The sequence below is a fragment of the Psychrobacillus sp. NPDC093180 genome, assembly GCF_044754065.1.
GTDB lineage: Bacteria > Bacillota > Bacilli > Bacillales_A > Planococcaceae > Psychrobacillus.
On record NZ_JBIVOJ010000006.1, the window covers coordinates 253,624 to 277,055 of the forward strand.

General features: G+C 35.6%; 25 protein-coding genes and 1 pseudogene. 4 read left to right on the forward strand and 22 right to left on the reverse strand.

Annotation, left to right across the window (positions count from 1 at the left end; translation table 11 throughout):
- Positions 1-894, reverse strand: a complete 894-nt coding sequence (garR, locus tag ACIP9W_RS11300; RefSeq protein ID WP_400789282.1) for a 2-hydroxy-3-oxopropionate reductase — start codon at positions 892-894, stop codon at positions 1-3.
- Between the two features lie 244 nt (positions 895-1,138).
- Between garR and ACIP9W_RS11305 the strand changes: the two genes are divergently transcribed.
- Complete coding sequence (locus tag ACIP9W_RS11305) at positions 1,139-1,774, forward strand: GntR family transcriptional regulator (protein WP_400789285.1); 636 nt, start codon at positions 1,139-1,141, stop codon at positions 1,772-1,774.
- Positions 1,775-1,832: 58 nt separating this feature from the next.
- Here ACIP9W_RS11305 and ACIP9W_RS11310 read toward each other — a convergent pair whose 3' ends face one another.
- The 20 genes and pseudogenes from ACIP9W_RS11310 to nikA form a co-directional block, all read right to left on the reverse strand.
- Positions 1,833-2,114, reverse strand: a complete 282-nt coding sequence (locus ACIP9W_RS11310; protein WP_400789288.1) for a hypothetical protein — start codon at positions 2,112-2,114, stop codon at positions 1,833-1,835.
- A 12-nt stretch (positions 2,115-2,126) separates the two neighbouring features.
- A complete protein-coding gene (locus ACIP9W_RS11315) occupies positions 2,127-2,507 on the reverse strand; it encodes an SHOCT-like domain-containing protein (protein ID WP_400789291.1) in 381 nt (126 codons plus the stop codon).
- A 12-nt stretch (positions 2,508-2,519) separates the two neighbouring features.
- Positions 2,520-2,885, reverse strand: a complete 366-nt coding sequence (locus ACIP9W_RS11320) for a DUF2089 domain-containing protein (RefSeq protein WP_400789293.1) — start codon at positions 2,883-2,885, stop codon at positions 2,520-2,522.
- Between the two features lie 224 nt (positions 2,886-3,109).
- Positions 3,110-3,550, reverse strand: a complete 441-nt coding sequence (gene fabZ / locus ACIP9W_RS11325; protein ID WP_400789295.1) for a 3-hydroxyacyl-ACP dehydratase FabZ — start codon at positions 3,548-3,550, stop codon at positions 3,110-3,112.
- 281 nt (positions 3,551-3,831) lie between these two features.
- The gene (locus ACIP9W_RS11330; RefSeq protein ID WP_400789297.1) at positions 3,832-5,403 is read right to left on the reverse strand and encodes a DUF4179 domain-containing protein; all 1,572 of its coding nucleotides are present in this window, start codon (positions 5,401-5,403) and stop codon (positions 3,832-3,834) included.
- Positions 5,381-5,947 carry an RNA polymerase sigma factor gene (locus ACIP9W_RS11335; RefSeq protein WP_400789299.1) on the reverse strand — a complete coding sequence of 189 codons (567 nt, stop codon included), beginning with the start codon at positions 5,945-5,947 and terminating at the stop codon, positions 5,381-5,383. The genes ACIP9W_RS11330 and ACIP9W_RS11335 overlap by 23 nt, the downstream gene beginning before the upstream one ends.
- 490 nt (positions 5,948-6,437) lie before the next feature.
- Entirely contained in the window at positions 6,438-7,172 is a 735-nt protein-coding gene (locus tag ACIP9W_RS11340; protein WP_400789301.1) for a hypothetical protein, read from the reverse strand.
- On the reverse strand, positions 7,172-7,342 hold the full coding sequence (locus tag ACIP9W_RS11345) for a hypothetical protein (RefSeq protein ID WP_400789303.1): 171 nt from the start codon (positions 7,340-7,342) through the stop codon (positions 7,172-7,174). Before ACIP9W_RS11345 ends, ACIP9W_RS11340 begins: the two co-directional genes overlap by 1 nt.
- A gap of 189 nt (positions 7,343-7,531) precedes the next feature.
- On the reverse strand, positions 7,532-7,939 hold the full coding sequence (locus ACIP9W_RS11350; protein WP_400789305.1) for a DUF4181 domain-containing protein: 408 nt from the start codon (positions 7,937-7,939) through the stop codon (positions 7,532-7,534).
- Positions 7,940-8,742: 803 nt separating this feature from the next.
- Positions 8,743-9,465, reverse strand: a complete 723-nt coding sequence (locus ACIP9W_RS11355; RefSeq protein WP_400789308.1) for an amino acid ABC transporter ATP-binding protein — start codon at positions 9,463-9,465, stop codon at positions 8,743-8,745.
- Positions 9,458-10,114: an amino acid ABC transporter permease gene (locus tag ACIP9W_RS11360; protein WP_142540714.1), complete on the reverse strand. Its 657-nt coding sequence runs from the start codon at positions 10,112-10,114 to the stop codon at positions 9,458-9,460. The genes ACIP9W_RS11355 and ACIP9W_RS11360 overlap by 8 nt, the downstream gene beginning before the upstream one ends.
- Before the next feature lie 44 nt (positions 10,115-10,158).
- Positions 10,159-10,956 (reverse strand): transporter substrate-binding domain-containing protein, encoded by a 798-nt coding sequence (locus tag ACIP9W_RS11365; protein ID WP_400789310.1) that lies wholly within the window; start codon positions 10,954-10,956, stop codon positions 10,159-10,161.
- 2 nt (positions 10,957-10,958) lie between these two features.
- Positions 10,959-12,263 (reverse strand): aspartate aminotransferase family protein, encoded by a 1,305-nt coding sequence (locus ACIP9W_RS11370; protein WP_400789312.1) that lies wholly within the window; start codon positions 12,261-12,263, stop codon positions 10,959-10,961.
- A 371-nt stretch (positions 12,264-12,634) separates the two neighbouring features.
- The gene (locus tag ACIP9W_RS11375) at positions 12,635-13,288 is read right to left on the reverse strand and encodes an HAD family hydrolase (protein ID WP_400789315.1); all 654 of its coding nucleotides are present in this window, start codon (positions 13,286-13,288) and stop codon (positions 12,635-12,637) included.
- A 188-nt stretch (positions 13,289-13,476) separates the two neighbouring features.
- Positions 13,477-14,777 (reverse strand): annotated as a pseudogene (locus ACIP9W_RS11380) (MATE family efflux transporter).
- Positions 14,778-14,858: 81 nt separating this feature from the next.
- Positions 14,859-15,620, reverse strand: a complete 762-nt coding sequence (locus ACIP9W_RS11385; protein WP_400789317.1) for an ABC transporter ATP-binding protein — start codon at positions 15,618-15,620, stop codon at positions 14,859-14,861.
- Complete coding sequence (locus ACIP9W_RS11390; RefSeq protein ID WP_400789319.1) at positions 15,617-16,417, reverse strand: ABC transporter ATP-binding protein; 801 nt, start codon at positions 16,415-16,417, stop codon at positions 15,617-15,619. The genes ACIP9W_RS11385 and ACIP9W_RS11390 overlap by 4 nt, the downstream gene beginning before the upstream one ends.
- Entirely contained in the window at positions 16,414-17,262 is an 849-nt protein-coding gene (gene nikC / locus ACIP9W_RS11395) for a nickel transporter permease (protein WP_400789322.1), read from the reverse strand. Before nikC ends, ACIP9W_RS11390 begins: the two co-directional genes overlap by 4 nt.
- Positions 17,259-18,206, reverse strand: coding sequence for a nickel ABC transporter permease (nikB, locus tag ACIP9W_RS11400; RefSeq protein WP_400789324.1), 948 nt, complete (start codon positions 18,204-18,206; stop codon positions 17,259-17,261). Before nikB ends, nikC begins: the two co-directional genes overlap by 4 nt.
- A complete protein-coding gene (nikA, locus tag ACIP9W_RS11405) occupies positions 18,207-19,805 on the reverse strand; it encodes a nickel ABC transporter substrate-binding protein (RefSeq protein WP_400789327.1) in 1,599 nt (532 codons plus the stop codon). It abuts the gene before it with no gap.
- A 418-nt stretch (positions 19,806-20,223) separates the two neighbouring features.
- Here nikA and ACIP9W_RS11410 point away from each other — a divergent pair, with 418 nt between their 5' ends.
- From ACIP9W_RS11410 to ACIP9W_RS11420, 3 genes are read left to right on the forward strand one after another with little or no spacing between them, the layout of a single operon-like run.
- A complete protein-coding gene (locus ACIP9W_RS11410) occupies positions 20,224-20,799 on the forward strand; it encodes a LysE family translocator (RefSeq protein WP_400789332.1) in 576 nt (191 codons plus the stop codon).
- Between the two features lie 25 nt (positions 20,800-20,824).
- Entirely contained in the window at positions 20,825-21,601 is a 777-nt protein-coding gene (locus tag ACIP9W_RS11415) for an AraC family transcriptional regulator (protein WP_400789335.1), read from the forward strand.
- A gap of 48 nt (positions 21,602-21,649) precedes the next feature.
- Positions 21,650-22,291: a LysE family translocator gene (locus ACIP9W_RS11420; RefSeq protein ID WP_400789337.1), complete on the forward strand. Its 642-nt coding sequence runs from the start codon at positions 21,650-21,652 to the stop codon at positions 22,289-22,291.
- 252 nt (positions 22,292-22,543) lie between these two features.
- Here the strand turns inward: ACIP9W_RS11420 and ACIP9W_RS11425 are convergent, their stop codons facing one another.
- Positions 22,544-23,302 carry a hypothetical protein gene (locus tag ACIP9W_RS11425; RefSeq protein WP_400789340.1) on the reverse strand — a complete coding sequence of 253 codons (759 nt, stop codon included), beginning with the start codon at positions 23,300-23,302 and terminating at the stop codon, positions 22,544-22,546.
- Between the last annotated feature and the right edge of the window lie 130 nt (positions 23,303-23,432).

The window sequence follows — 23,432 nt, forward strand, 5'->3', positions numbered from 1 at the left end:
TCAAACTCTCCCAACTTCAACATTTGCAAGTTTTTCAAAGTATTGAACAATACCACCGTGATCGTCTGCTGCTTTCCCATCTATTTTTAATGCGTGGAAAATTTCCAATAGCTGACTAGATAATGGCATTGGCACGCCAATGCTATGTGCTGTATCCATTACGTTTGTGATGTCTTTCATATTAATATCAATTCTTCCACCGGCTACAAAATTACGATCTAAGATTAACGGTACTTTGGCATCTAGTACTGCACTTCCTGCAAGTCCACCACGAATCGCTTGATACATTTTCTCTACATCAATACCTGCTTTTGCGGCTAATACCAATGCTTCTGACATCGCTGCGATATTTAAGTTAACGATTACTTGATTGGCTAACTTGGCAGTAGTTCCGCTTCCATTGCCACCAACTAATGTTACTTCTGCTCCCATCGCATAAAGAACATCTTTTACTTGCTCAAATACTTCTTCTTTACCACCGACCATAATTGCAAGCGTACCATCTTTTGCTTTCGGTTCTCCTCCACTTACAGGAGCATCTAGCATTTCCACTCCTTGTTTTTCAGCAATTGCTGCAAGTTCTTTTGAAACAACCGGAGTAATAGAACTCATGTCGATAATGACCGAACCTTTTTTCGCCCCACTAAGTACACCAGTGTCTCCTAGCACAACTTGTTGTACATGATGAGAAGCAGGAAGCATGGTAATAATTACATCACTGTTTTCCCCGATTATTTTGGCAGAATCTCCAGCTGTTGCTCCAGCATCTATTAAAGTTTGAACTGCCTCTTTGTTTAGATCGTTCACGATAACTTCGTACCCTTTAGCCAATAAGTTCAATGCCATAGGTTTCCCCATAATTCCTAAACCGATAAAACCAATTTTTTTTGACATAAGAAATTCCTCCTAGTATAAATAATCTTCCCTGTGCGGCTATATAAAATTCTAATCATTAAGTATAAATTGAAACCGTTTGCAATAATCTTTACGAAATAATTGTATACCTTTTATAAATTTTTGTACACATTTTTATGTTTTTCGTACACAAATAAATCACAATTTAGAGTTATACTTTCTTTCTCTTTCTATATTTGATAAGTTAATACTAATGAGGTTGAAGTAACTAGGAGTGACAGGAATGGTCCAGAACGATAAAAATTCTCGCTTTGCTTCCAAGCAAGCGTATGAAATAATTCGAGATCGAATTTTGAACGGAGATATGCCAGGCGGCACAAAAATTGTAGAAGAAAAACTGGCGGCTGATTTAGGATTTAGCCGTACGCCTATTAGAGAAGCCTTAAGGCAATTAAATTATGAGGGGCTTATTGTCAATAAAAAAGTAGTACAGCCTACAGAAAAAGATTTGCGCAACTTATTTCAAGTAAGAAGCCTGTTAGAAGGTTTTTCAGCAAAAGCAGCGGCAACCTATTTGCCAAAAGAAGATTTAAGTGAGCTGGCTAATTGCATTACAATAGGTAGAGAAGGCACAGTAGAAGAAATCATGACGGCAAATGAGCGTTTTCATGAAATTATTGTCCAAGCGAGTGGTAATGCACTCATGATAGACACCATAGATCGCATGAAGTCTATCATCTATCTTTTTCGCAAGACCGTCGTATTATATAATCGCCCGAGATTAATAGATGAACATGAAGAAATTTATGAAGCGATTACGCAAAGAGATGGTGAAACTGCCAAGAAACTAATGGAAGACCATTTGAAAGAGGATTTAGATTTTTGTCTTCATATACTAAATAGTTCAAAAAACGCATAACAAAAAGGTAATAAATAAGCTGGTAGACCTCGCTCATTTGTTACCTTCTTTTTGTGTCTTATAGTCTAATAAAAACCTCTGTACCATCTTTTGCATGAACGTCAACAATCTCAAGTCCTCTATGACTTTTTAATTCTTTCACAATTTTCCCTAGTTCCTTTTTGTCTAACTGCGGAATCGTAAATATCATTTCTTTTTCCTTCATAGATTCCTTTATCCATTTATTCATTTGTTTATGCAAAAACTCTGAAGAAAGTATGAGAATGCCTAGATTTATGAGTAAATACGGAACAGGAAGAGAAAATCGTACCCCTTTTGTTTTCACTTTTACGCTGATCATATTATTATCGCTCTATTCAATCGTAACGGAAACTGTATCGCCATTTGCTGATTTAACATCCACGATTTGTCCGTCTAGTTCATTTTCAATCGCTTCTAAGATCAAGCTAATATCAATGTCCTTTACATACTTCTCTGATTGCGGAATACTGGAAGCTATACTATGTCCAGCCATTAATACAACTTTCACTAGCTTAATTGGCAAATTGACCGTAACATTATCATTTTCAGCAGAAACCACTCGTACTTTCAATGTTTTGTCTGTATAAGATTTGGGCGAGGTGCTGCTGCCCGACTCTCTTTTATTTAAAACCTGAATAAGCTCTGATGCTTTTGCTGCATCTACTTTCCCTTCTTGTACCATTGTTAAAACCTTTTCAATTTCTGCTTTCATTTTCCATTCCCCCTATTCATCTTTTAAAAGCTTTAACGCTTCCTCTGAAGTTATTTCTCCGTTTTCCAGCATTGCAATTACGTTTTTTTCATTTACTTCATTTTTCTTCTTCGTTTCGTATCCAAGAGAGCTAACAACCTCATTTAGTTTCCCACGGACTGTTGGATAGGAAATACCAAGCTCTTTTTCCACTTCCTTAATATTTCCTCTACATGTAAGAAATACTTCCACAAATCGAAGTTGTTCACTCGATAAGGAAGCCAATTTCGATAACTCAAATTCATTTTCAATTGTTGTGTGACAATGCGAGCAGTGCAGCTTCGTAATTTTTAATGTTTCACTACAGACAGGACATTGACTAATAACTTGATAGGCCATAATAGCTGTTTACTCCCTCCTTTCATTTGTATTCATCATATATTATTAATATCACATATTCAATATGTAAATTAAATAAATTGATTAAAATAAATAAAAATATAAATAAAGTTAATTTAATTTTTAAAAAAATAATTCTGGTACAAAAAAAGCATCTACTTCTACGGACTATTTGTAGACGAGATGCTTTTTTGTGGCATTGAATAATAGTAATGTAATTAATATTAATCACCAAATGCAAATATTAGTTCTGCCTCACAAACCAATTCTCCATCAACGGTAGCAATTCCTCTCCCCTTTCCAATAGGACCTTTTATACGAGTAATTTCCACCTCTAAACGAAGTTGGTCACCGGGCTTTACTTGCCTTTTAAATCGACATTTGTCTATTCCTGCGAGCAACCCTAACCGACCTTTGTTCCCTTCTTTCGTTAGCATCGCAACTGCACTTACTTGCGCTAACGATTCCACAATTGATTCCACAATTAATACACCAGGCATTACTGGGTAATTAGGAAAGTGCCCTTTAAAGAAATCTTCATTTATCGTTACATTTTTTATACCAACTGCCCTTTTCCCCTCTTCTAGTTCTAAAATTCTATCTACTAAAAGAAATGGATAACGATGTTTAATAATAGTTTGCAGTTCTTGTGTATCAATCAACATGAAATCTTCCTTCCGTGTTTATTGCCTATATTATAGAATCTAGTATTAGTAGTAGGTATAAAATTAAAGTATTTTAAGATAAAAAATGTTTAGGAATAGAATTTTTAAAGATTATTTGGAGTAGGTTTCGGAAATCGCAAGATACCTTTTAAGAATCGCAAATAGCACTCGAAAATCGCACGTTACTTATGATGCCTCTTATTTTGTGTTGAAACGATGTCTTCTGTCTACAAAATTAATAGATGAGGAATTTTTATTTCTGACTACCTTTAATTATTGTTCTATTCATATAATGGAATTCTCCACTTGTCCTCTAGCTCATAAAAACTAGTTGCAGTAAGCAGATGTAAGGACATTTCATCCGGTACTTCAGCTAATCCATTAGTTTTGAAATAGATGGTTCGCTTTAAATTTTCACTTCCATTTTCAGTAGTTTCATTATCTATTCTATAAGCCCTTTCAGTATCGCCCTTCAACACCCAATTACCTAATACTGCTGCATTGCTTTCTTGACTCACCTCCATTTCAATTTCAAAAAAAGCTGAGTCATCTGCACTTACAGCATTCTGTAGTTTCGCTTTCTTAATTGTTACTGCATTACCCATATATTCAAATGACACGGGATTGTCCTCTATTTTGGCGGGATTGAACTTAACCGAGAAATTAGTGGGAACAACTTTATACACACCATCCAAGACAAAGGTTAGTTTGCTTTCTACTTTTTCTGGGACAAATGATTCTTTCCATGCTGCATGACCTAATTTTCCTCTGCCTTTAGCAGAACTCATAATCAACTTATCGTCCATTGGTTCTTTATCGGTAAAAGGTGAAAACTTCAGAATAACTTTCTTCTCTTCATTTTCTATATAATATTTAATAGACGTTCCAAAATTGAGTAGCTCACTTACGTCATATCCAAATTCTTCTTTTAAATACTTTAGCTTTTCTTCCACTTCCACCAGTTCAGAAGTTTGATAAGCTGTCTCATACAATAACGTATTAGAAGTAGGAGCATATTGTATTTCTTTTAAATAAACCTCCACTCCATCAATATTTTGGGTAGCATTATTTAAATGAACCTTTTCTGTCCCTTTCTCTTTATCTGCTACTACTACTGGTATTTCTAACTCCCAATTCCCCTGCTTGCCATTTAACTCAACTAGATGAAAATGAATCGTTACCTTTTCTAATCCTGGTTCATCACTAATAAACACTTGAAAAGAATTATAATCCAATCCGCTATCGATTCTATAACCCATACTATAATTGTAATTTCCATTATAACCAGTAACAGAAATGGTATTGCCATTATTAGATATATTTGGTCGCTCCGCTATGCCATTTTCATTAATTACTTGAAGAGACAATGCTACTCGTGAAGAATCTACGATTATATCTTCAACTTTGAAAGTAAGATTCTGATCCGTTACTTCCAAATCAAGCCTGTTACCTAGCCCATCTTCTGATGCCATCTGCAATCCTTCATCTACCTGTTTGGTACTAAACAAACCGCCTATAAATTGAGCAAAGGTAGGGTTAACAGCAGCAGTTAAACTAAGTGCCAATAAAATCCCCGCTGCTAAAATTAAAATGCGTTTGACCGTATGGCTGTTTCTTCGTATTTCTTTCTCCTTGTATGGCTCCAGTTGATCCAAGACAATAGATGCAAAATCATCCGATAATGTTGGTGATTGTAAGCTATCTTTTAAAAATTGGTCTTCCTCTTTAAATAGATGAACAATACTTGTACACGAATCACAAGTTTTTAAATGTTGGTCTATTTGGAAATGTTCTTGTTCTGTTAGTAAGTTATCAACGTACTGCGAAAGGTTATCTTCCTTCGGACAATTCATAAAAATAGCCTCCTTCGCGTTTTACTGTGTCTCTCATTTTTTTCTTCGCTCGATGCAGTTTATTACGTACATCGGAGAGAGGAATTTCAATTAGTTCACTTATTTCGTTATAGCTTAGTTCATTTACATATCGGAGAAGAATAATCATCCGCTCATCTTCTGGTAGAGTTGCAATAAGTCTTTCTAGCTGTCTGCTTTTCTCTTTTTTCAAAAATACAACTTCTGGATGGTTGGTGTTCACAATCTTCTCTTCATTTATTTCCACTTGCTTTATCTTGTAGCTTTTTTTACGAAATTCATCCATACAATGATTGATCGCCACTCTATAGATCCAACTAGAAAACGAACCTTTTTGATCATATTTATTTAATTGGTGATACACTTTGATAAATGCTTCCTGTACTAAATCTTGGGCATTTTGTGGATTTCTTGTCATTCGTAATATCGTTGCATATAACCTATTTTTATATTTATTAATAATGTGTGCATATGCTTGTTTATTTCCAGATAGCACTTCCTGGATCCACTGCAGCTCTTCTTCCATATTGGCCTCCTTGCTAAAACGACCATGCGCATGTCTCGTTTTGATCACTCATCTATACTAACGAGTCTACTTGCATAATAATTTCATTTTGTTAAAAATAAAATCCATTTTATCTCATGCAATTTGATTACTTGAAAAATAAAAAATTCAAACGTATACTAAAGGTAACATCAGAGTAAAATAAAAAAGGTTGTTTGATGCGCTAACATCAAACAACCGAATATAATAGTAGGTTCCCTTCAAGGGGGATTGGCCATTGACAGGGAATAACCCATCGAGCTCTCAACTCAAGGATGGGTTATTTTTTCTGGTTAAATGACAGAATTACTACAATCAATGTTGCAAAAGCTACTGCGAACATTAATGCTTCGAATACTGACACAGACATCACCCCTTTCATAGGAGTGTGCCGACCACCCTTGAGCTACCTATCTATTATCTTTTTATTATACCATACATACGTTCCATTAAATATTAGCACTACCGTTAACTATATTCCTAAAATAAACTCTCTAGTTAGTTGAAGTATTTCCTCTTGAATTTCCTTTGAATTTTTGTTCTCAGTTAAATACCCTACATGATAAAGATGGCCCTTATAATATGTATATAATTCATTTGCTGAGGTAACTACGGTTGATACTTGATTTTGCTTCTCATCATACGAATAATATCTATAAGCTAGGGCACCATCCGTTGTAATTACTTGGTGAAAAATCGGGATATCATCTTTTAATATTTCTTTTCTTAACTCGTTACCTACTGTGTCGGTTTGTTGTTTAGAAAAATCATATTTATCCAGTGGATTTTCATTGAGCTCTGTAACCGTGATGATATAAAATTCTTCAGATTGATTGTAGTCATCTTTATGGATATACGTAAGCTGGACTTGATTTTGTGTATTTCCACTTTCATCTTCTGCTGTTACTACATATGCTGTTTGCTCATTTACTTCGAAAGGCAATTTTCGAGGGTCAATAGGATGAACAGCATTTTTAATGGAATTAGGTGCAATACTCACCAGTTCGTCGATTGGTAAAGGTGTATAATATGTGATCTTTTTTCTTTTATCTAGTTCATCTACTGACTTAAAATATTCACTATACGCAAAACCAGTCCCTTTCACCTTTTCTAAAAAAGCTTCATCCTCTTTTTTAGCGCAGCCTATTATCATAAAAATCATGATTAGTAGAAGTAAAATGGCTTTAACTCTTTTACTACGAGCCATTAATAATCTCCTTTTTCTTTATTCATTTTTAACATTTCCTTCAACGTAGAATGTATATTCGTTAGGCTAATCAAAATAAGTCCTAGCATCACAAAAGTGACAATTTCCCCCGTTACAAAGGAAATCACTCCAAGCACTACGAAATAGAAAGTATACAGCCAATTATTCATTATCCAGTCACATCACTTTAGCTAATCAAAGAACCGCCACACTCGAATTAACATCCTCGGGATGAAAGTAATTAAGTTCCAAATCACTTCTATTATGACCGAGTCAAAAATTTCTACCATGTTATCTTTAAAAAATCCGTCTTTCTTTTTTGGTTTTTCTTTCATTCCTTCATCCTTCCTCTCATTAAGTTATACAAGTAAATGATTTGTCGTAAGAAAAGCAAGTACGAGCAGAATCGGCATCCAAACGGCAAAAGTGAAATGATAATAGTGTTCATTCGATTCTTTCGCATAACGTCTTGCCAATAAACCTCTGAACCCAAACAAAACAAGCAGATATAACGAAAGCCATAAATACATCGGAATTGGATTAAGAGGATGATAATCTCCATTCTCGTATCTCGAAATACTTGCCAATACACAACCAATTACAGCGATAATGACCAGAATAACCTCTAAATAAGTTTGATTGTTAGTATAACTTTTATTAGCTTTATACTTTTTTGGAAGATGAAATTTCTTTTTAATAAATCGTTCTAGCATTAGACTACTTATAATTAAAAGAATATAAATTAAAATAATTGCTACCCACTGCATATTCCACACGCCTTTCCAACTAAAACGGGTTTTCTCCTTTGATGAAAGGAATGTATACGACATAAATTGAAATAAAGAAAAGTAACCAAAAAATAATAGAGCTTAAGCGTTCGATATATCGCTCCTGATTATTTTTAATGATTAATACACGTATCATTATATAAAAAAAATACAATAAGAATGAAACCCCAAACCAATTAACCCAAACATCCCCAGTGTAAGGAATGTCAAAGCTCTCATAAATTACTCGCAATAAATTATTCGTTAGAATAAAACCAAAAATTAAATAAACCAAAATTTTAAAAGAGAGAACTGTAGTCATTTTTAAAGTAGCCAGTTTTTATTTCCTCCTTCACCAGGCTCTTACTTTCTATTCTACGTGTAAATACATCAATCAGTTTCAAATTTTAGAAATTTGTGTAAAATATTTTATTAGGCATGGAATGTCTAAATCAAAACAAGCATCTGCTTTTCATACCGTTAAAGGTCCATTTATAAATGCGCAACATATCAAGCGATACTCGCAACATTGAAAGGCAAATGCGCAACGTTTCTTTTTAAACGCGCAACATTATATAGCATTTGCGCAACGTTCACAAAAACCAGTCAATGTCATATTCGTCTCACACCAAGTAAACTTGTTATTCTAAGAATTGGTTGCTTTCAATGATAGTTTGGTTGCTCTAAACCATTTACTGGATGCGCGCAATTAGATTATAGCGGAAATCCAAGCGGTAGCTCCCATTTAGTTTTCTAAACAACAAAAAGCAACCCCTTCATCAAAAGGGATTGCTCAATATCTACTATAAAATTTTCTCTAAAAACTCTTTCGCACGAGCCGACTTTGGCTCTGTGAAAAACTGTGCCGGTGGCGTATCTTCTACAAGCTGGCCGCCATCTAAGAATAATATACGATCTGCTACTTCACGTGCAAAGTTCATTTCATGCGTGACAATGATCATTGTCATTCCCGAATCAGCAAGCGACTTCATTACCGCAAGAACTTCTTTTACCATCTCTGGATCAAGTGCTGACGTTGGCTCGTCAAATAACATGACAGAAGGATTCATCGCTAGTGCACGGGCAATCGCTACACGTTGCTTTTGTCCACCTGATAAACGATTCGGATAAGCATCACGTTTCTCATAAAGACCAACCTGACGTAGTAACTCATCTGCTTTTGCATTCGCTTCTGTTTTCGAAATACCTTGTACATTTCTTGGAGCATACGTAATATTCTCAAGCACTGTCTTATGCGGGAATAAGTAGAAATGCTGAAATACCATTCCTACATTTTCACGTACTTTCATAATGTTTGTGCGCTTGTCCGTTACAATATCTTTGCCGATTGTAATGACACCATTCGTTGGCTCTTCTAATAAGTTTATACAGCGTAAAAATGTAGACTTACCGGAGCCAGAGGGACCAATGATTGCAATTACTTCTTTTTCTTTGATTTCTGTTGAAATGCCTTTTAGCACTTCATTTTTACCAAATGATTTGTGCAAGTTCTCTACTTTAATCACTTCTACTCATCCTCTTTTCTAGCTTTTTACCAAGGAATGTTAAAATGAGCGTCATAATGTAATAAATCACACCAGCAATCATTAAGGCCTCTAAATAATGATAATTCGAACCACCTACTACATAAGCTCGGCGCATAATATCTAAAGCACCGATTACCGTTACAATAGCTGATTCCTTATTTAATGTGATAAATTCATTCATTAATGCTGGCATAATATTTTTCATCGCCTGCGGTAAGATAATATCCTTCATCATTTTGGCATAGGGAATACCTAATGCAAGTGATGCTTCTTGCTGACCTTTATCGACCGCATTAATACCGCCACGAATGATTTCTGAAATATACGCTCCAGAGTTTAAACCAAATGCAAGAATAGCTGCTGGCATCGGATCAATATTAATATCAAAAAGCTGAGGAATAGCATAGTAAATAATCATTAATTGTAAAACGAGCGGAGTTCCACGGAAAATGGATGTATAAAAATCTGCAATGATTCGTAGTACTGTAACTTTTCCGATTTTGCAAAGTGCCAGTAAAATACCTAGCACCATACCCATTATAGTTGCTCCCAACACAATCTGAAGCGTGACACCTATTCCCTTTAATATATAAGGAATAGAGGGAACGACTGCATTAAAATCTAACATATCGTTGCCCTCCTTTCTATTCGAACTATTTAAATGAGTTGAACTTATTCAGCTTCAACCACAAACCATTTCTGTCTTAATTCTTCAATTTTCCCGCTATCGATTAATTCTTTAATTGCTTGGTCAAATTGCGCTTTTAATTCGCTTCCTTCTGGGAATACGGCTGCTTTATAGTCAATATCATCCACTGCAACTGGGAAATAAGTTAAATCTGGATTTCGCTTTACATAGTTTTCAGCTACGATATCTTCAATAATTGCTGCATCAAAACGTTTTGTCATTAATTCTTGTACTACTTCTGGGATTAAATTACGGCTTTCCACTTTTAAATCAACCGTTTTTGCCACTTCTTTTGCAAGATCTTCTTGAATAGAAGAAACTTGGGCACCAACTGTTTTACCAGCTAAATCCTCTACCGTTTTAATGCCACTATCTTTTTTCGTAACAACCATTTGTTGTGTTTCATTGTAAGGTTCTGAGAAGTCTACTACTTTGTCACGCTCTGGGTTTGGACTCATACCTGCTAAAACGAAGTCTACTTTTCCTGCTTGTATTGCTGGGATTAAACCATTGAAATCAATGTTTTCAATTTTCACTTCAAACCCTAATTTTTCCCCTATTAAATTTGCAAGGTCGATATCAAATCCAATAATTTCTTCCCCTTTTGCTGTGTCAACAAATTCGAATGGCGGATAGTCTGCCGATGTACCCATTACTAATACTTCTTTACCCTCTGTTGTTCCTTCACTACCGGATGATTTATCGTTTTGTGACTTTGTGCCACAAGCTGCTAATACAGCGATTACTAATACTAGCATAAGCATAAATAATTTGTTTTTCATTATTATTTCTCCTCCATATAACGGTTAATAGCCTTTTCAAGCATTCCTAAACCGTCATCTATTTGTTCTTTTGTAATGGTTAAAGGAGGAATCATTCGAATAACTTCCCCTTCATTCCCGCATAAGTAGAACAACACGCCTTCTTCTAATGCATAATCTAGAATTTCCATAACAGCTTGTCCATCAACCTTGCCAGTTTCCGGATTGGAAATTTCAATTCCGATCATTAAACCGACAGAACGGATATCGCTTATAATAGGATATTTTGCTTGCATTTTCTTTAACTGTTCTGCTGCATATGCTCCAACTACTTTTGAGTTTTCCACAAGATTTTCCTCGTGAAGTATTTCTAAAGTCGTTAAAGCTACTGAACATGCAATTGGATTACCACCAAATGTAGTACCATGCATGCCGAGTGGCCATTTTTTCATTAATTCTTTTGAAGCGACTGTCGCACTTAATGGTAGACCAGATGCGATACCTTTTGCGATTGCCATGATGTCTGGTGTTACGCCAAAGTATTGTGCTGCAAACCATTCACCTGTACGACCGAAACCTGTTTGCACCTCATCAAAAATTAATAAGATACCATGCTCATCACATATTTCTCGAATTTTCTTTACCCATGCCTTCGGAGGGATGATATACCCACCTTCTCCAAGCACTGGCTCTAAAATGACACAAGCAACTTCTTCTGGTGTCACTTGGTGTTTGAATAGACGTGAAAAATCTTTTTCTAGCTGTTCTACACAGTAAATTTCAGGATCCACTCCTGTTGGACAACCTTTTACGTCTGCATACGGAATTTGATAAGACAGATGCGATGGCTGTAAAAATTTACGATATTTACTTTTAGATGTGGTCACACCTAAAGCCCCTAGAGAACGACCGTGAAAACAACCAGTAAAGGATACAACATACGGACGTTCTGTTACGAATTTCGCAAGTTTTAATGCTCCTTCAATTGCTTCGGTTCCACTATTTGCAAAGAAAAAGCAATCTAAGTTACCTGGCAGAACATCGCCTAGATTTTTGGAAAGCTGTAAAATAGATTCGTACATAATAACTCCAGATGGACCATGTACAAGCTGATCCGCCGCATCCTTAATACTTTGTACCACTTTTGGATGACGATGCCCGGTATTAGCTACCGCAATCCCAGAGGTAAAATCTAAATACGTTTTACCGTCTGCACCATAGTAATAACAGCCTTCTTCTTTCACGATCGGTATATTTGGATGATCCTTTGCCATACTTGGTGCTAGATAATCTCCCATTTGATCATATAATTCTAACCAGTTACTCAAACTGTTCACCTTCACTTTTCCATAAGTTATTCTATTAGTTAACAAAGAGCTGAACGATATCTACTCGTACTAGTAGTAGAAATATCTCGTCCGTCTTTGACTGTTTTTTTAGCATGTATACAATATAGACCCTTGCGCATAATTATTCAACAAGTTTTTTTGCGGTTGAAAAAGTTTAAATTAGTCAAATCTTCAGTATTATCCCCTTAAAATTTCTATTAATGAATGAAGAATAAAATGTTGGAATTATTTTAGTGAAAATGTCGGCATTTATAGGTTCACGAAGAAACAATTTACAGCTTTTTTCGATTCGTAAAAAATGATGGGGAGCCATAAATACTACGGCTCCCCACATTAGTTCTTAAAACTTTTTATAATTTATGTACAATTGTTTTTAATTCTATCAAATCATCTATGACAAAATCAGCCTGTGCTAGTTCATCTTCTTGTGCAAAATCAAAATTACAGCCAATTGCAATTAACTCATTATTTTTCGCCGCATTGATATCAGATAAACGATCTCCAACTACCGCAGCTTTTTTTATATCATATTTTTCGATAATTGTTTTAACTAAATCACCTTTATCAAGCGTCTGTATTTGTTGAATACTAAATGTCTCCGTAACCCAATTATCCAAATTATAATAATGTACAATTGCTTTTAAGTATTCTGTTAAACCATTACTTGCTATGTAGATGGAATAATTATTTTCTTTTAGATAACGGAAAACTTCCTTTACGTTAGGATATAAAGCTCCTTTTCCGCTTTTTATGTTTGCCGTTAATCTTTCTAGAAAATAAGCATCCACTTGCTCTCTTACTTCAATAGAATGATTAGGTAACAACGCTTCCCATACTTTTGGTAAAGGTACACCCATAATCTCTCGATATTTCTCAATAGGAGTTATTGAATCCCACTTATTTAATGAACGCAAATGGTTAAAAGTATCATCTAACGATAATTCTAGAATTTTATCTGTTTGAAATAGAGTTCCATCCATATCAAAAATCAGTGATTGTAACATTGCTTTTCTCCTTATACAAATATATTTTCAATCTTCATCATAATATATTGTTTAAATTAAGCTAATCACTTTTAAGTATATGTATTACAGAAAATTTAAGCAATTCAACATATGATTATTACTTTTTTTATGTATTTTACATCCTAAAAAGGGCGAGTATTCTCTACGTTAGCTTTTTAATTTCTATATTAATTTATTTTAGAGGGAAAAAGCCTACGATTTAATGAAGGGATATACAAAGCTAAAAAAATAGATCGACCTAAACTAAACAAAATGAAGGCCAACCACAACCCATGATTTTGAAGAGTAGGTACGGATATATATAACACTAAGAGAAAGATACCTAAGGCATAAAGCATTGAATTCCTAATTGGTTTAGCCTCCGTCGCACCAGTAAACACTCCATAAAGAACAAGACCAAAGCTCGCACTTATGGGAAACAGCAAAATCCATTGTTCATAAGTAGAAGTTAACTCAATGATGCTCTGTGATTGAGTAAAGAGTGGAATGACTAGACCCTTACATAAATAAAATACCACAGTAATAAGAAGGGATGTAATAATGGCCCATTGCCAAGATAATGATAATGTTTTCTTGTATAGATCCCTATCATTTGAACCTATCGCTTTCCCAACGTAAATACTAGAAGCATTCGCTAAGCCATCAAAGGTATAAGCCATCATGTAGTGGATTTGAATTAGTACAGCATTAGCAGCTAATATTTCTGTTCCATAAGTGGCTCCCTTTGCTGTAAATAAATTGAAAACGACAAGCAAACAGAAGGTCCTAATCATTAAATCTCGATTCATGTTCACCATCTTTTTTAAAGGTTCTGGATTCATAATTTCTCTTATTGAAGGGAATTTAAATGGTTGTGGCAGTAATTTTAATATAATGATTACACTCAAAATAACTGTTGCTATTTCAGCAATAAGTGTAGCCCATGCTACACCAGATACACCCCATAAAAAAACTTTAACAAACAAGACAGCAAGTATAATGTTAATAAGATTCATAAGTATCTGAAGTGTTAATGATAACTTTACACGGGCTCGTCCAACTAACCAACCCATGAAGACATAATTCATTAGCGCAAATGGTGCTCCCCAAATCCTTACGGAGAAATAGTCAGATGCGTACTCAAAAACAGCAGATTTAGGGCTAATAAAGGTAAGGGCCAAATTTAGAATTGAAGAAAGCTTATTCCTACCACTAAAGCTATAAACAACGGCCTAATAAGTGCAAATAATTGTTGCCGCTCGTCATTTGCCCCTTCTGCTTGAGCTGCAAAACCTGATGTACTAACTCTTAAAAAGCCAAATAACCAATACAGTGTATTAAAAATAATTGTACCAATTGCCACGCCTCCGATATAAGCTGGATTTGGTAACTGGCCCACAACAGCCATATCTACCACCCCAAGTAAAGGTGTTGTTATAGTAGAAATAGTAAGAGGAATTGCTAGAGCAAGATAGGTTCGGTGATTCATCAATACAACTCCATAACTATTTTATAAGTGGTGATCACCACTTAATCTTTTCTAATTAAATTCATCAATTTCAACCATTATCTAAAAAATTGAAATCAGTTCTTTTGTATATGGGTGACGTTCGTTACTAAATAATTGTTCGCTCTTAAATTGATCAACAAGACGACCTTCTTTCATTACTAGAATGCGCTGGCACATTTGACTAACTGCAGCAAGGTCATGTGAAATAAATAAATAAGAGAGATTTAAAGTTTGGTGAAGCTCCGTTAATAAGTTAAGCACCGCCCTCTGAGAGATTACATCCAGGCTTGCGGTTGGTTCATCTAAAACAATAAGCTCCGGTTCAATGCTTATCGCACGAGCAATCGTTACACGCTGTCTCTGTCCTCCACTTAACTCATGCGGGTATTTATTTGATAAATGAGACGGCAGCTCAACAGCTTCAAGAAGTTGTTTTACAAAGGCATCCTTTGATGTGAAGGTAAAATGGCTAAGGTTAAGTTCCTTGTTATACTGGGCATAAGGGTCAATTAGCGAATCCTTTACTTTTAACTTTGGATTTAAAGCAGCTGAAGGATTTTGAAACACTATTTGCATCTTTTTCCGGTAAGAACGGAGATGACGTTCATCCAGATGTTCAATTGCTTCTTTTCCAAAATATATGGAACCACTGTCAATCGGTTCAATCCGTAGCAAGCAACGAGCTAACGTACTTTTACCACAACCACTCTCACCGACGAGACCAAGACACTCACCCTTGTTCAGTTTAAATGAAACCTGATCAACCGCTACTTTCCCGCCCTGATAATATTTGGTTAGGTCTTTAATTGTTAGAAGACTCATCCTTTCCCCACCTCCTGTAAGCCCGATGGTAAACCTTGACCCAGTATAGGGGCAGCTTCAATTAACTGTTTAGTATACTCATGCTTTGGATGATCGAGTATACGGTGTTTCCCTCCTGATTCAACAATACGCCCTTCCTTCATTACAGCTAAACGGGTAGCATAGCGTCTCACATGTCTCCAATCATGTGTGATGAATAGGATTGCACAACCTGTTTCCTGTTGTTTTTTTGCAAGCAACTCTAAAATACGATGTCCTGATACGCTGTCAAGTGCGGTTGTTATTTCATCTGCAATCAATAAATCAGGGGATAGTAAAAGAGCTATGGCAATTGATACCCGCTGAAGTTGTCCCCCACTTAACTGAAAAGGATATCTATTGTACAAATTTTCATCTAGTCCAACTGATTCAAGAGAATTAATTGACTCTTTTTTTCTATCTTTGGCATTCTCAATCCCGTGGGCTTTTTGATATTCATCAAGATGTTGGCCAATAGTTCTAAAAGGTGTAAAAGAGCCTTGATAGTCTTGGAAAACATAGGACAAACTTCGCCCACGAATTGTTTGAATTTGCTTTGGTAATAGGGATAGCAAATCTTCTCCTTTAAAATAAATATTCCCTTCCACCTGCAAATTTGTAGGAAGCATTTGTCCTATTGCTTGTGAAAGTAAGCTTTTTCCACTTCCACTTTGTCCAACCAGTGCAAACCATTCACCTTTTTCAATGGATAGTGACACATTATCAACAACTTTCTTTCCTCTACTACTAATGGAAACTTGCTCAATCGATAAACTCACTGTTCCACCTCTTTCTTCACATCAAAATGATCACGTAAATAATCGCCTGCCATGTTAGTTAATAACACAACCATCACTATTGCTAAGCCTGGATATATCATTAGTTCAGGTCTCGACTGAAAATATGGGCGTGATTCATTTAGCATTGCTCCCCATTCAGGAGTCGGGGGCTGCACACCAAGCCCAATGTAGGAAAAAGCTGAAATAAGCAAAATAATTTTGCCAAGGTCGAGGCTTGCAAGTACTAGAACATGTCCTAAGATATGAGGTAATAAATGTTTACGTATAATTTTTGTAGGAGCAAGTCCATTAGTACGGGCAACCAGTACATATTCTTTTTGTGATTCCGTTAAAACCGTACTGCGTACAAGACGAGCATAACTCACCCACTTCACCATGATAATCGCAAATACCAAATTACCAATCCCTGGTCCAAGTAAACCACTTAGAACAATTGCCACAATAGTATCTGGAAAGGCTAAAAACCCATCGGCAGTACGCATAAATACGCGATCAACTAATCCACGTTTATATCCAGAAATAAGACCAAAAGGGACACCAATAATTAGCGCTGCAATAAGCGCAAGCAAACTATAGCCTATTGTCTGCTGAGCACCTATCAGTAACCTAGTCAGAACATCCCTGCCAAGTTGATCGGTACCAAATGGGTGTTGGAGGCTCATCCCTAGAAGACGCTCATCTAGGTTTGTTAAGTTTGGATCATGTCCCAAATAGAAAAAAGTATATATGGCAACTAGTAAGATTAAAATCAAGCATATTAAACCCGCTAGACCTGTCCAACTATTCTTTTTCGTTTTAGGCATACGCAAAAATAATCCATTCATCGATCGTTCCCCCTTTCTTTCAGTTTCAATTCAGGATTTAAATATCTGTAGGACAAATCCACACATGTATTTACAACAAAAACAATAATCGCCATGATTAAAATGTACCCCTGTATGAGTGGATAATCGCGTTGACGTATGGCATCAACGACAAGTTTTCCTATTCCTGGATATGCAAACAATACTTCAATTACTATAACCCCGCCAATCAGACTTCCTAAACTGACTCCAAAAACTGTAATAACAGGTGGGAGGCTATGTCGAAATGCATGCACTAAAAAAATACGCTTTTCTGACAATCCACGGGCTCTTGCTGCTCGGATAAACTCCTGACTAAGCGAATCTAGAAGGCTAGATCGAAGTAAACGAACATAGACACTTGAAATAGCTAGCCCAATTGTCAATGAAGGTAAAATTAATGAAGCGACCCCATTTCTCCCCATCGTCGGAAGCCAGTTAACACGGACACCGAATAGTTCGATAAGAATAAGACCCAGCCAAAAACTTGGGATAGCTGCACCAAGAACTGAAACGGTCCTCCCTAATTGATCAATCCAGCTATTTCGGTAAAGGGCAGATAAAGATCCTAGAGGAATCGATATAACCAGCATGACGAGCAATGCACCAACAGTTAATTCCATAGTCGCAGGCAAGCCCGTTAAAATCATATCGATTACAGGTTGACCAGTGACATAGGATACACCGAAATCTAGCTTGATAAATTTTAAGAGCCAAAGCCCATACTGGACGAGCAATGGCTTATTAAATCCCATCTCTTCTCTTAATGCATCCACTTGCTCCTGACTAACAGAAAGTTCGTCAACATTTAAGATGGTTAACACAGGATCTCCAGGTGCAAGACGAACAACTAAAAAACTGATAAATGTAATAAACAACATAAAAATAAATATTTCTAAAAATTTTCGCGCGAGAATCCGCAGCATCTACTTCACATCCAACTGATTAGTAATCATGTAATATTCGCTTCTTGTTGTGACCCAATTTTCAACTTTGTTTTCGTTATAAGCAACAATAGTAGATGGATGCAAGACAAATGAATTGATCACGTTGTCATGAACGTAAGTAGCCGCCTGCTCTGCAAGTACAGCTCGCTCTTCTTGATGGACAGTTTGATTGAGCTTATCAATAATTGCAGTTAGTTCAGGCTCATGAGAACCACTAAAGTTAAGCGCACCTGTAGGATGGTATGTTGCATTTAAATAATAGCCTGCATCCCCTCGTGGAGCTGTTAGATTGCTATACGTCGCCAAATCCCAATCCCGGTTAGATGCCATGTATTCTTCTGGAATATCGATTTGACGAATTTCTACATCAACTCCGATTTGCTTAGCATCCGATTGAAAGACTTGAGCTATTAAAGGCAAATCTGCTCGAGCACTGTAAGTTAAAAGGGTAAATTTAAGCTGTTCTCCATCTTTCTGCATTTTCCCATCTTTGAGGGAATACCCTGCTTCCTCTAGGTACTTAATCGCTATATCCGCTCCAGTTTCACTCTTCTCATAAGTTGGGGCAAAAGGCAATGATGGTAAAAATGGACTAACAGCCGGCTCAGCGTAACCTAACAGAATATTATCCACAATTTTTTGGCGATCAATCAATGCATCAACTGCATGTCGAACGTGAATATCCTGTAAACTTTCACGTTCCATATTCATAGTCATTTGATGTACACGGAATGTCGCAGTGGATTCGACTTCTATTCCATCAAGTGCTTTTAAAGATTCCAGACTCTCTACCTCTGGACGATATACAATATCAACCTGTCCAGACTTTAGTGCAAGCGACCTTGCATTGGCATCCTCATTAAAGGAAAATGTCACTGAATCGAGGTTTGTAGCTCCATCCCAATAATCATCAAAACGTCCAAGCTCTAATTTGCTTCCTGGGGAGAATGACTTCAATACAAAAGGACCTGTACCGACTGGTTTATTGACAATGTCCTCTTCTGTCACGTCAATAATTGAAACATTTGGATTCACTAGTTCAGAAATAAACTCTGGAAAAGGTTCCTTTGTTGAAATATGTAATATGTATCCATCTGCTTCCACTTTGTCTATTTTTAAAGCGTTTTGTATGGCTACACTTTCTTTCAACGCTCGGTCAAGAGAAGCTTTTACCGCTACAGCATCCATTTTTTTACCGTTATGAAATGTAACATCTTCACGGAGCTTAATCGTCCAATGCTGACCATCTTCTCCTTCCCAGCTTTCAGCAAGCCATGGTGCGACAGTTAGATTTTCTTCATCCAAACGCACCAGTGTTTCGGTGATGCCAGCTCTTAACGGAATATAACTCGAATCAACATGAGGATCTAAAGAATTAGTCGAAAAATTATAAAGAAAATGGATATGCTTGTCTGTTACATTTTCTTCTTTTGTCCCATTAGAGGATTCTGTACAGGCACTCAACAAGTAGACACATATCAAGAAGATAGCTATTTTAAGTATTTGATTTCCTTTAAATGCAGATGAGCTCTTATTAACAGCTGAGCTGTGCCTCTTATTTCTTTTAATATAGTTCATAATAACCGTCTCTTTTCTTATCGTATTTTATAAATCGTAATTATTACGTTTTGAATTATATCGTAACAATTACGATTTAACAAGAAAAATTTTAACCTTTTCATAGATTGTTTAATATCTTTGTAAATTCAACGGACTATTCTGCTTGTAACTATGGATAAAATAATTCGTAATTTAAAACATTGCATCCGCAATTCGAAGTCTTTATTTGAGTTGATTTAACCTAGAGTCAACGACAAAAAAACACAAATGAGATCATCCCACCTGTGCCTTTATTGAAAACCAAACTGTATAAGTATCGAATGCTTGCCAATACCAGGATGCAAATGGATTCTTCTAATGATTCTGCAATAACGTACTATATACCTTTAAATAGAAAGATGTAACATTCATAAGAAGACTTGAAAGGAGTGTCCTCATGAACATTACATCTTTTTTACTATACTGTTTTATCGTTACCTTTACACCTGGTCCTACTAATATCGTCATATTATCCACCGTGCATAATTACGGGTTCAAAAAGGCAATGGAATATACATATGGAGCAACGATTGCTTTTGGTCTATTACTTGGTATTTCTGCTATGTTGAATACAGTGCTTGTAACGTTTATACCTAAAATTTTAATAGGTATGCAGATGATAGGAACCATTTATATGTTATATCTCGCTTACCAAATTTACAAAATGGATTCTTCAGATCCCAGTGATAAAAAAACAGGCACTTTTATCTCAGGCTTTCTTATGCAATTTTTAAATCCGAAGGTTGTTCTATTTACACTGACTGTCATTCCTAGTTTTGTTTTACCTTACTATAGCGACACGCAAGCAGTGACAATAAATGTTATAGTTATAATGATTATTGGATTTTTAGCATTTACGACTTGGGTTCTTTTCGGTGCACTCTTCAGGCAGTTTTTACAAAAACATAAAAAGATAGTGAATGTGATAATGGCATTAAGTTTGGTTTATGCTACCATCATGATCTGGATATAGGGGAACGTTTTAAGGGGTGAATAAAATGGACAAATTTATCTATAAAAAATCGGCTGGTATTACCGCGTTATCTGCTAGTATGACTGATTTTACATACAAAAAACACGCTCACAAAGAGTATGCAATAGGGGTAACATTACGGGGTATTCAACAGTATCACTTGAATGGTAGTTTGCAATCATCCTCTCCAAACGGGGTTATGCTTTTTAATCCAGAGCAAACACATGATGGAATGGCATATGATGAGTCAGGTATTGATTATGTGATGCTATATATTGAACCCGAAATGATTTTAGAAGCCACCCAAAAAAAGGACATCACACGTTTTTCAACACCCATTGTGTATGACAATCAAATTAAACAAAATATATTAAATCTTTCCCAGGCCATATTAAGGGGAAAAGATGAGGCTATGTGTAATGAATTATTCTTATCACTAACCGATAACCTAATTCAAACTGATTTTTCTACCGACTATAAGAGAGAAGATTCTTTCATTAAAAATGCGAAGGACATGCTTCATACCAACTTGGATAAAGTACTGAAACTCGATGAAATATGTAAAGAGCTTCATGTATCGAAGTTCCAGTTTATTAGGTCTTTCAAGGCCCATACTGGAATTACGCCATACCAATATTTTCTTAACTGCAAGATAGAACGTGCTAAGAAGTTGATAGAGCAAAATAGAGATATTTATTCAGCGGTTGCTGCCTGTGGTTTTGTTGATTTAACTCATTTAAACAAACACTTTAAAAGCATCTATGGAACAACCGCATTTGAATATATGTCGCATTTAAATTGAGGTAGATGCTTGTATTTTTATACTTTGTGTTAAAATTAACCACAAATAATGATTGGAGGGATAGATGTGGAATTTTTATCTGTAATCTCTTTTTTGGGGGCAGCTATAGTTCTTACCGTTATGCCAGGACCAGATAATTTGTTCACTTTGGCACAGAGTATAGCAAAAGGTAAAAAAGCAGGAATTTTTACTACGCTTGGGCTCTGCACAGGATTATTGGTCCATATTATTACTGCAACGCTCGGAATTTCAGCAATCATATATCAATCAGCATTAGCATTTTCAATAGTAAAATATGCAGGTGCAGCATATTTGTTATTCTTAGCATATAAGTCATTTACAGAAAAAGATTCAGGTTTAAATCTCAACATCGAGGACTCTTTAGACTACAAATCTTTATACCAGAAAGGAATAATAATGAATCTTTTAAATCCAAAAGTTTCTTTATTTTTCCTGGCATTCTTCCCACAATTTATTAATTATGAAAATGGAAACGTTTCGATACAAATGCTTGTCTATGGTATTCTATTTCTGATTCAAACTTTAATAATCTTTACTTTAATTAGTATGTTTGCTGGAAAAGTTGGTGTCTTCTTACGCAAGAATAGGTCATTATCTAAAAAGATCAACATTATTCAAGGGTCTTTGTTTACACTTATAGGTTTAAAAATTGCCTTAAGCCAAAAATAATAGTTTATACATAAAAGAGTAGCCCAATGCTACTCTTTTCTTTAACAAGGCCTATTTTAATTAATTGTCAATATCATGTGAGATGTTTCTGAAACCCCATTCCAATTCAAAGCATTATTTAATAAGGCTATGTTAAAGTTAGAGGTTGATTTAAGATAAAAAAATGAGCTGGAAGATCTTCTTCAAGCTCATTTTAATTTGATTTCCTCTTTGCTAAAGTACCTGTTAGTTTAAGTGAAAATTACCATTCTTTTAAATACCTAATATATCTCTACCGTGACCATTATCTAAGCTTTGCACCAGTAACTCCATACAATTTACGGCATCGTCTGAATCGTCAAATACAGTTTGTAACACTGTTTCTTCTAGACCTTCTCCGTGGAATGATACAACGTGATAACCTAAACCATTTACTTTTTTGTAATCGTTTTTTAGGAGAAATTCTATACCTTCCTTTTCGGATTTTAAAAGGTAAATCGCAAGTACATCATCTAACAAAGTATTACCTTTTCTCTCCTCTACTGGTCTAATCATATTCAATTCACTCTCGTTGATGATGGTCGAGAATTTTTCATAGTTTTCAATTACTTCATTCGATAAGTGATGACAGTATTCATCAACTTCAAGAGGATTAAGAGGATATAATCCTTTGTTCTTTTGTTCGTGGAGATATTCAGAAAATGCTTTAGCTAATGCTTTAGCAAATCTCTCAAAGTCAAATTTGTAATTGCTAAAAATAGGTTTACAACCATCATCGCTAGGAATGAGAGTTTCAACACATAGGTTTTTCTCTTCCACCGTTAAATAATATGTCACTGCAAAACCGTAACCGTTTATTTCAGCTTTGTTCACTTTTCCAGTCCATAGTTGTAATAGCAACTCAAAGAAATGAGGAACTGAAACGGCTGGAACCATAAATGTGAATTCGAGTTCTTGACCGTCTCCATTTGTTTTAATTCTAGCATCCCTGTGATGATCTATATCGTAAATAATTGTATATTGATTTTCCACGAAAAAAACACTCCTTTAGTTATCTCATTAGACTGACCGTTAGTAATAGGTAAGCATTTGAAGTTATCTCCAGCTTTTCCCCTACTCCGCACGGAACGTGCCAGTTTCCAAGCATTCCGCGTTCCATCTA

Coding starts and splice junctions, on each gene's coding strand:
- garR (WP_400789282.1), bottom strand. CDS start 894: ATGTCAAAAAAAATTGGTTTTATCGGTTTAGGAATTATGGGGAAACCT.
- ACIP9W_RS11305 (WP_400789285.1), top strand. CDS start 1,139: ATGGTCCAGAACGATAAAAATTCTCGCTTTGCTTCCAAGCAAGCGTAT.
- ACIP9W_RS11310 (WP_400789288.1), bottom strand. CDS start 2,114: ATGATCAGCGTAAAAGTGAAAACAAAAGGGGTACGATTTTCTCTTCCT.
- ACIP9W_RS11315 (WP_400789291.1), bottom strand. CDS start 2,507: ATGAAAGCAGAAATTGAAAAGGTTTTAACAATGGTACAAGAAGGGAAA.
- ACIP9W_RS11320 (WP_400789293.1), bottom strand. CDS start 2,885: ATGGCCTATCAAGTTATTAGTCAATGTCCTGTCTGTAGTGAAACATTA.
- fabZ (WP_400789295.1), bottom strand. CDS start 3,550: ATGTTGATTGATACACAAGAACTGCAAACTATTATTAAACATCGTTAT.
- ACIP9W_RS11330 (WP_400789297.1), bottom strand. CDS start 5,403: ATGAATTGTCCGAAGGAAGATAACCTTTCGCAGTACGTTGATAACTTA.
- ACIP9W_RS11335 (WP_400789299.1), bottom strand. CDS start 5,947: ATGGAAGAAGAGCTGCAGTGGATCCAGGAAGTGCTATCTGGAAATAAA.
- ACIP9W_RS11340 (WP_400789301.1), bottom strand. CDS start 7,172: ATGGCTCGTAGTAAAAGAGTTAAAGCCATTTTACTTCTACTAATCATG.
- ACIP9W_RS11345 (WP_400789303.1), bottom strand. CDS start 7,342: ATGAATAATTGGCTGTATACTTTCTATTTCGTAGTGCTTGGAGTGATT.
- ACIP9W_RS11350 (WP_400789305.1), bottom strand. CDS start 7,939: ATGCAGTGGGTAGCAATTATTTTAATTTATATTCTTTTAATTATAAGT.
- ACIP9W_RS11360 (WP_142540714.1), bottom strand. CDS start 10,114: ATGTTAGATTTTAATGCAGTCGTTCCCTCTATTCCTTATATATTAAAG.
- ACIP9W_RS11365 (WP_400789310.1), bottom strand. CDS start 10,956: ATGAAAAACAAATTATTTATGCTTATGCTAGTATTAGTAATCGCTGTA.
- ACIP9W_RS11375 (WP_400789315.1), bottom strand. CDS start 13,288: ATGTTACAATCACTGATTTTTGATATGGATGGAACTCTATTTCAAACA.
- ACIP9W_RS11385 (WP_400789317.1), bottom strand. CDS start 15,620: ATGAGTCTTCTAACAATTAAAGACCTAACCAAATATTATCAGGGCGGG.
- nikC (WP_400789322.1), bottom strand. CDS start 17,262: ATGAATGGATTATTTTTGCGTATGCCTAAAACGAAAAAGAATAGTTGG.
- nikB (WP_400789324.1), bottom strand. CDS start 18,206: ATGCTGCGGATTCTCGCGCGAAAATTTTTAGAAATATTTATTTTTATG.
- nikA (WP_400789327.1), bottom strand. CDS start 19,805: ATGAACTATATTAAAAGAAATAAGAGGCACAGCTCAGCTGTTAATAAG.
- ACIP9W_RS11410 (WP_400789332.1), top strand. CDS start 20,224: ATGAACATTACATCTTTTTTACTATACTGTTTTATCGTTACCTTTACA.
- ACIP9W_RS11415 (WP_400789335.1), top strand. CDS start 20,825: ATGGACAAATTTATCTATAAAAAATCGGCTGGTATTACCGCGTTATCT.
- ACIP9W_RS11420 (WP_400789337.1), top strand. CDS start 21,650: ATGATTGGAGGGATAGATGTGGAATTTTTATCTGTAATCTCTTTTTTG.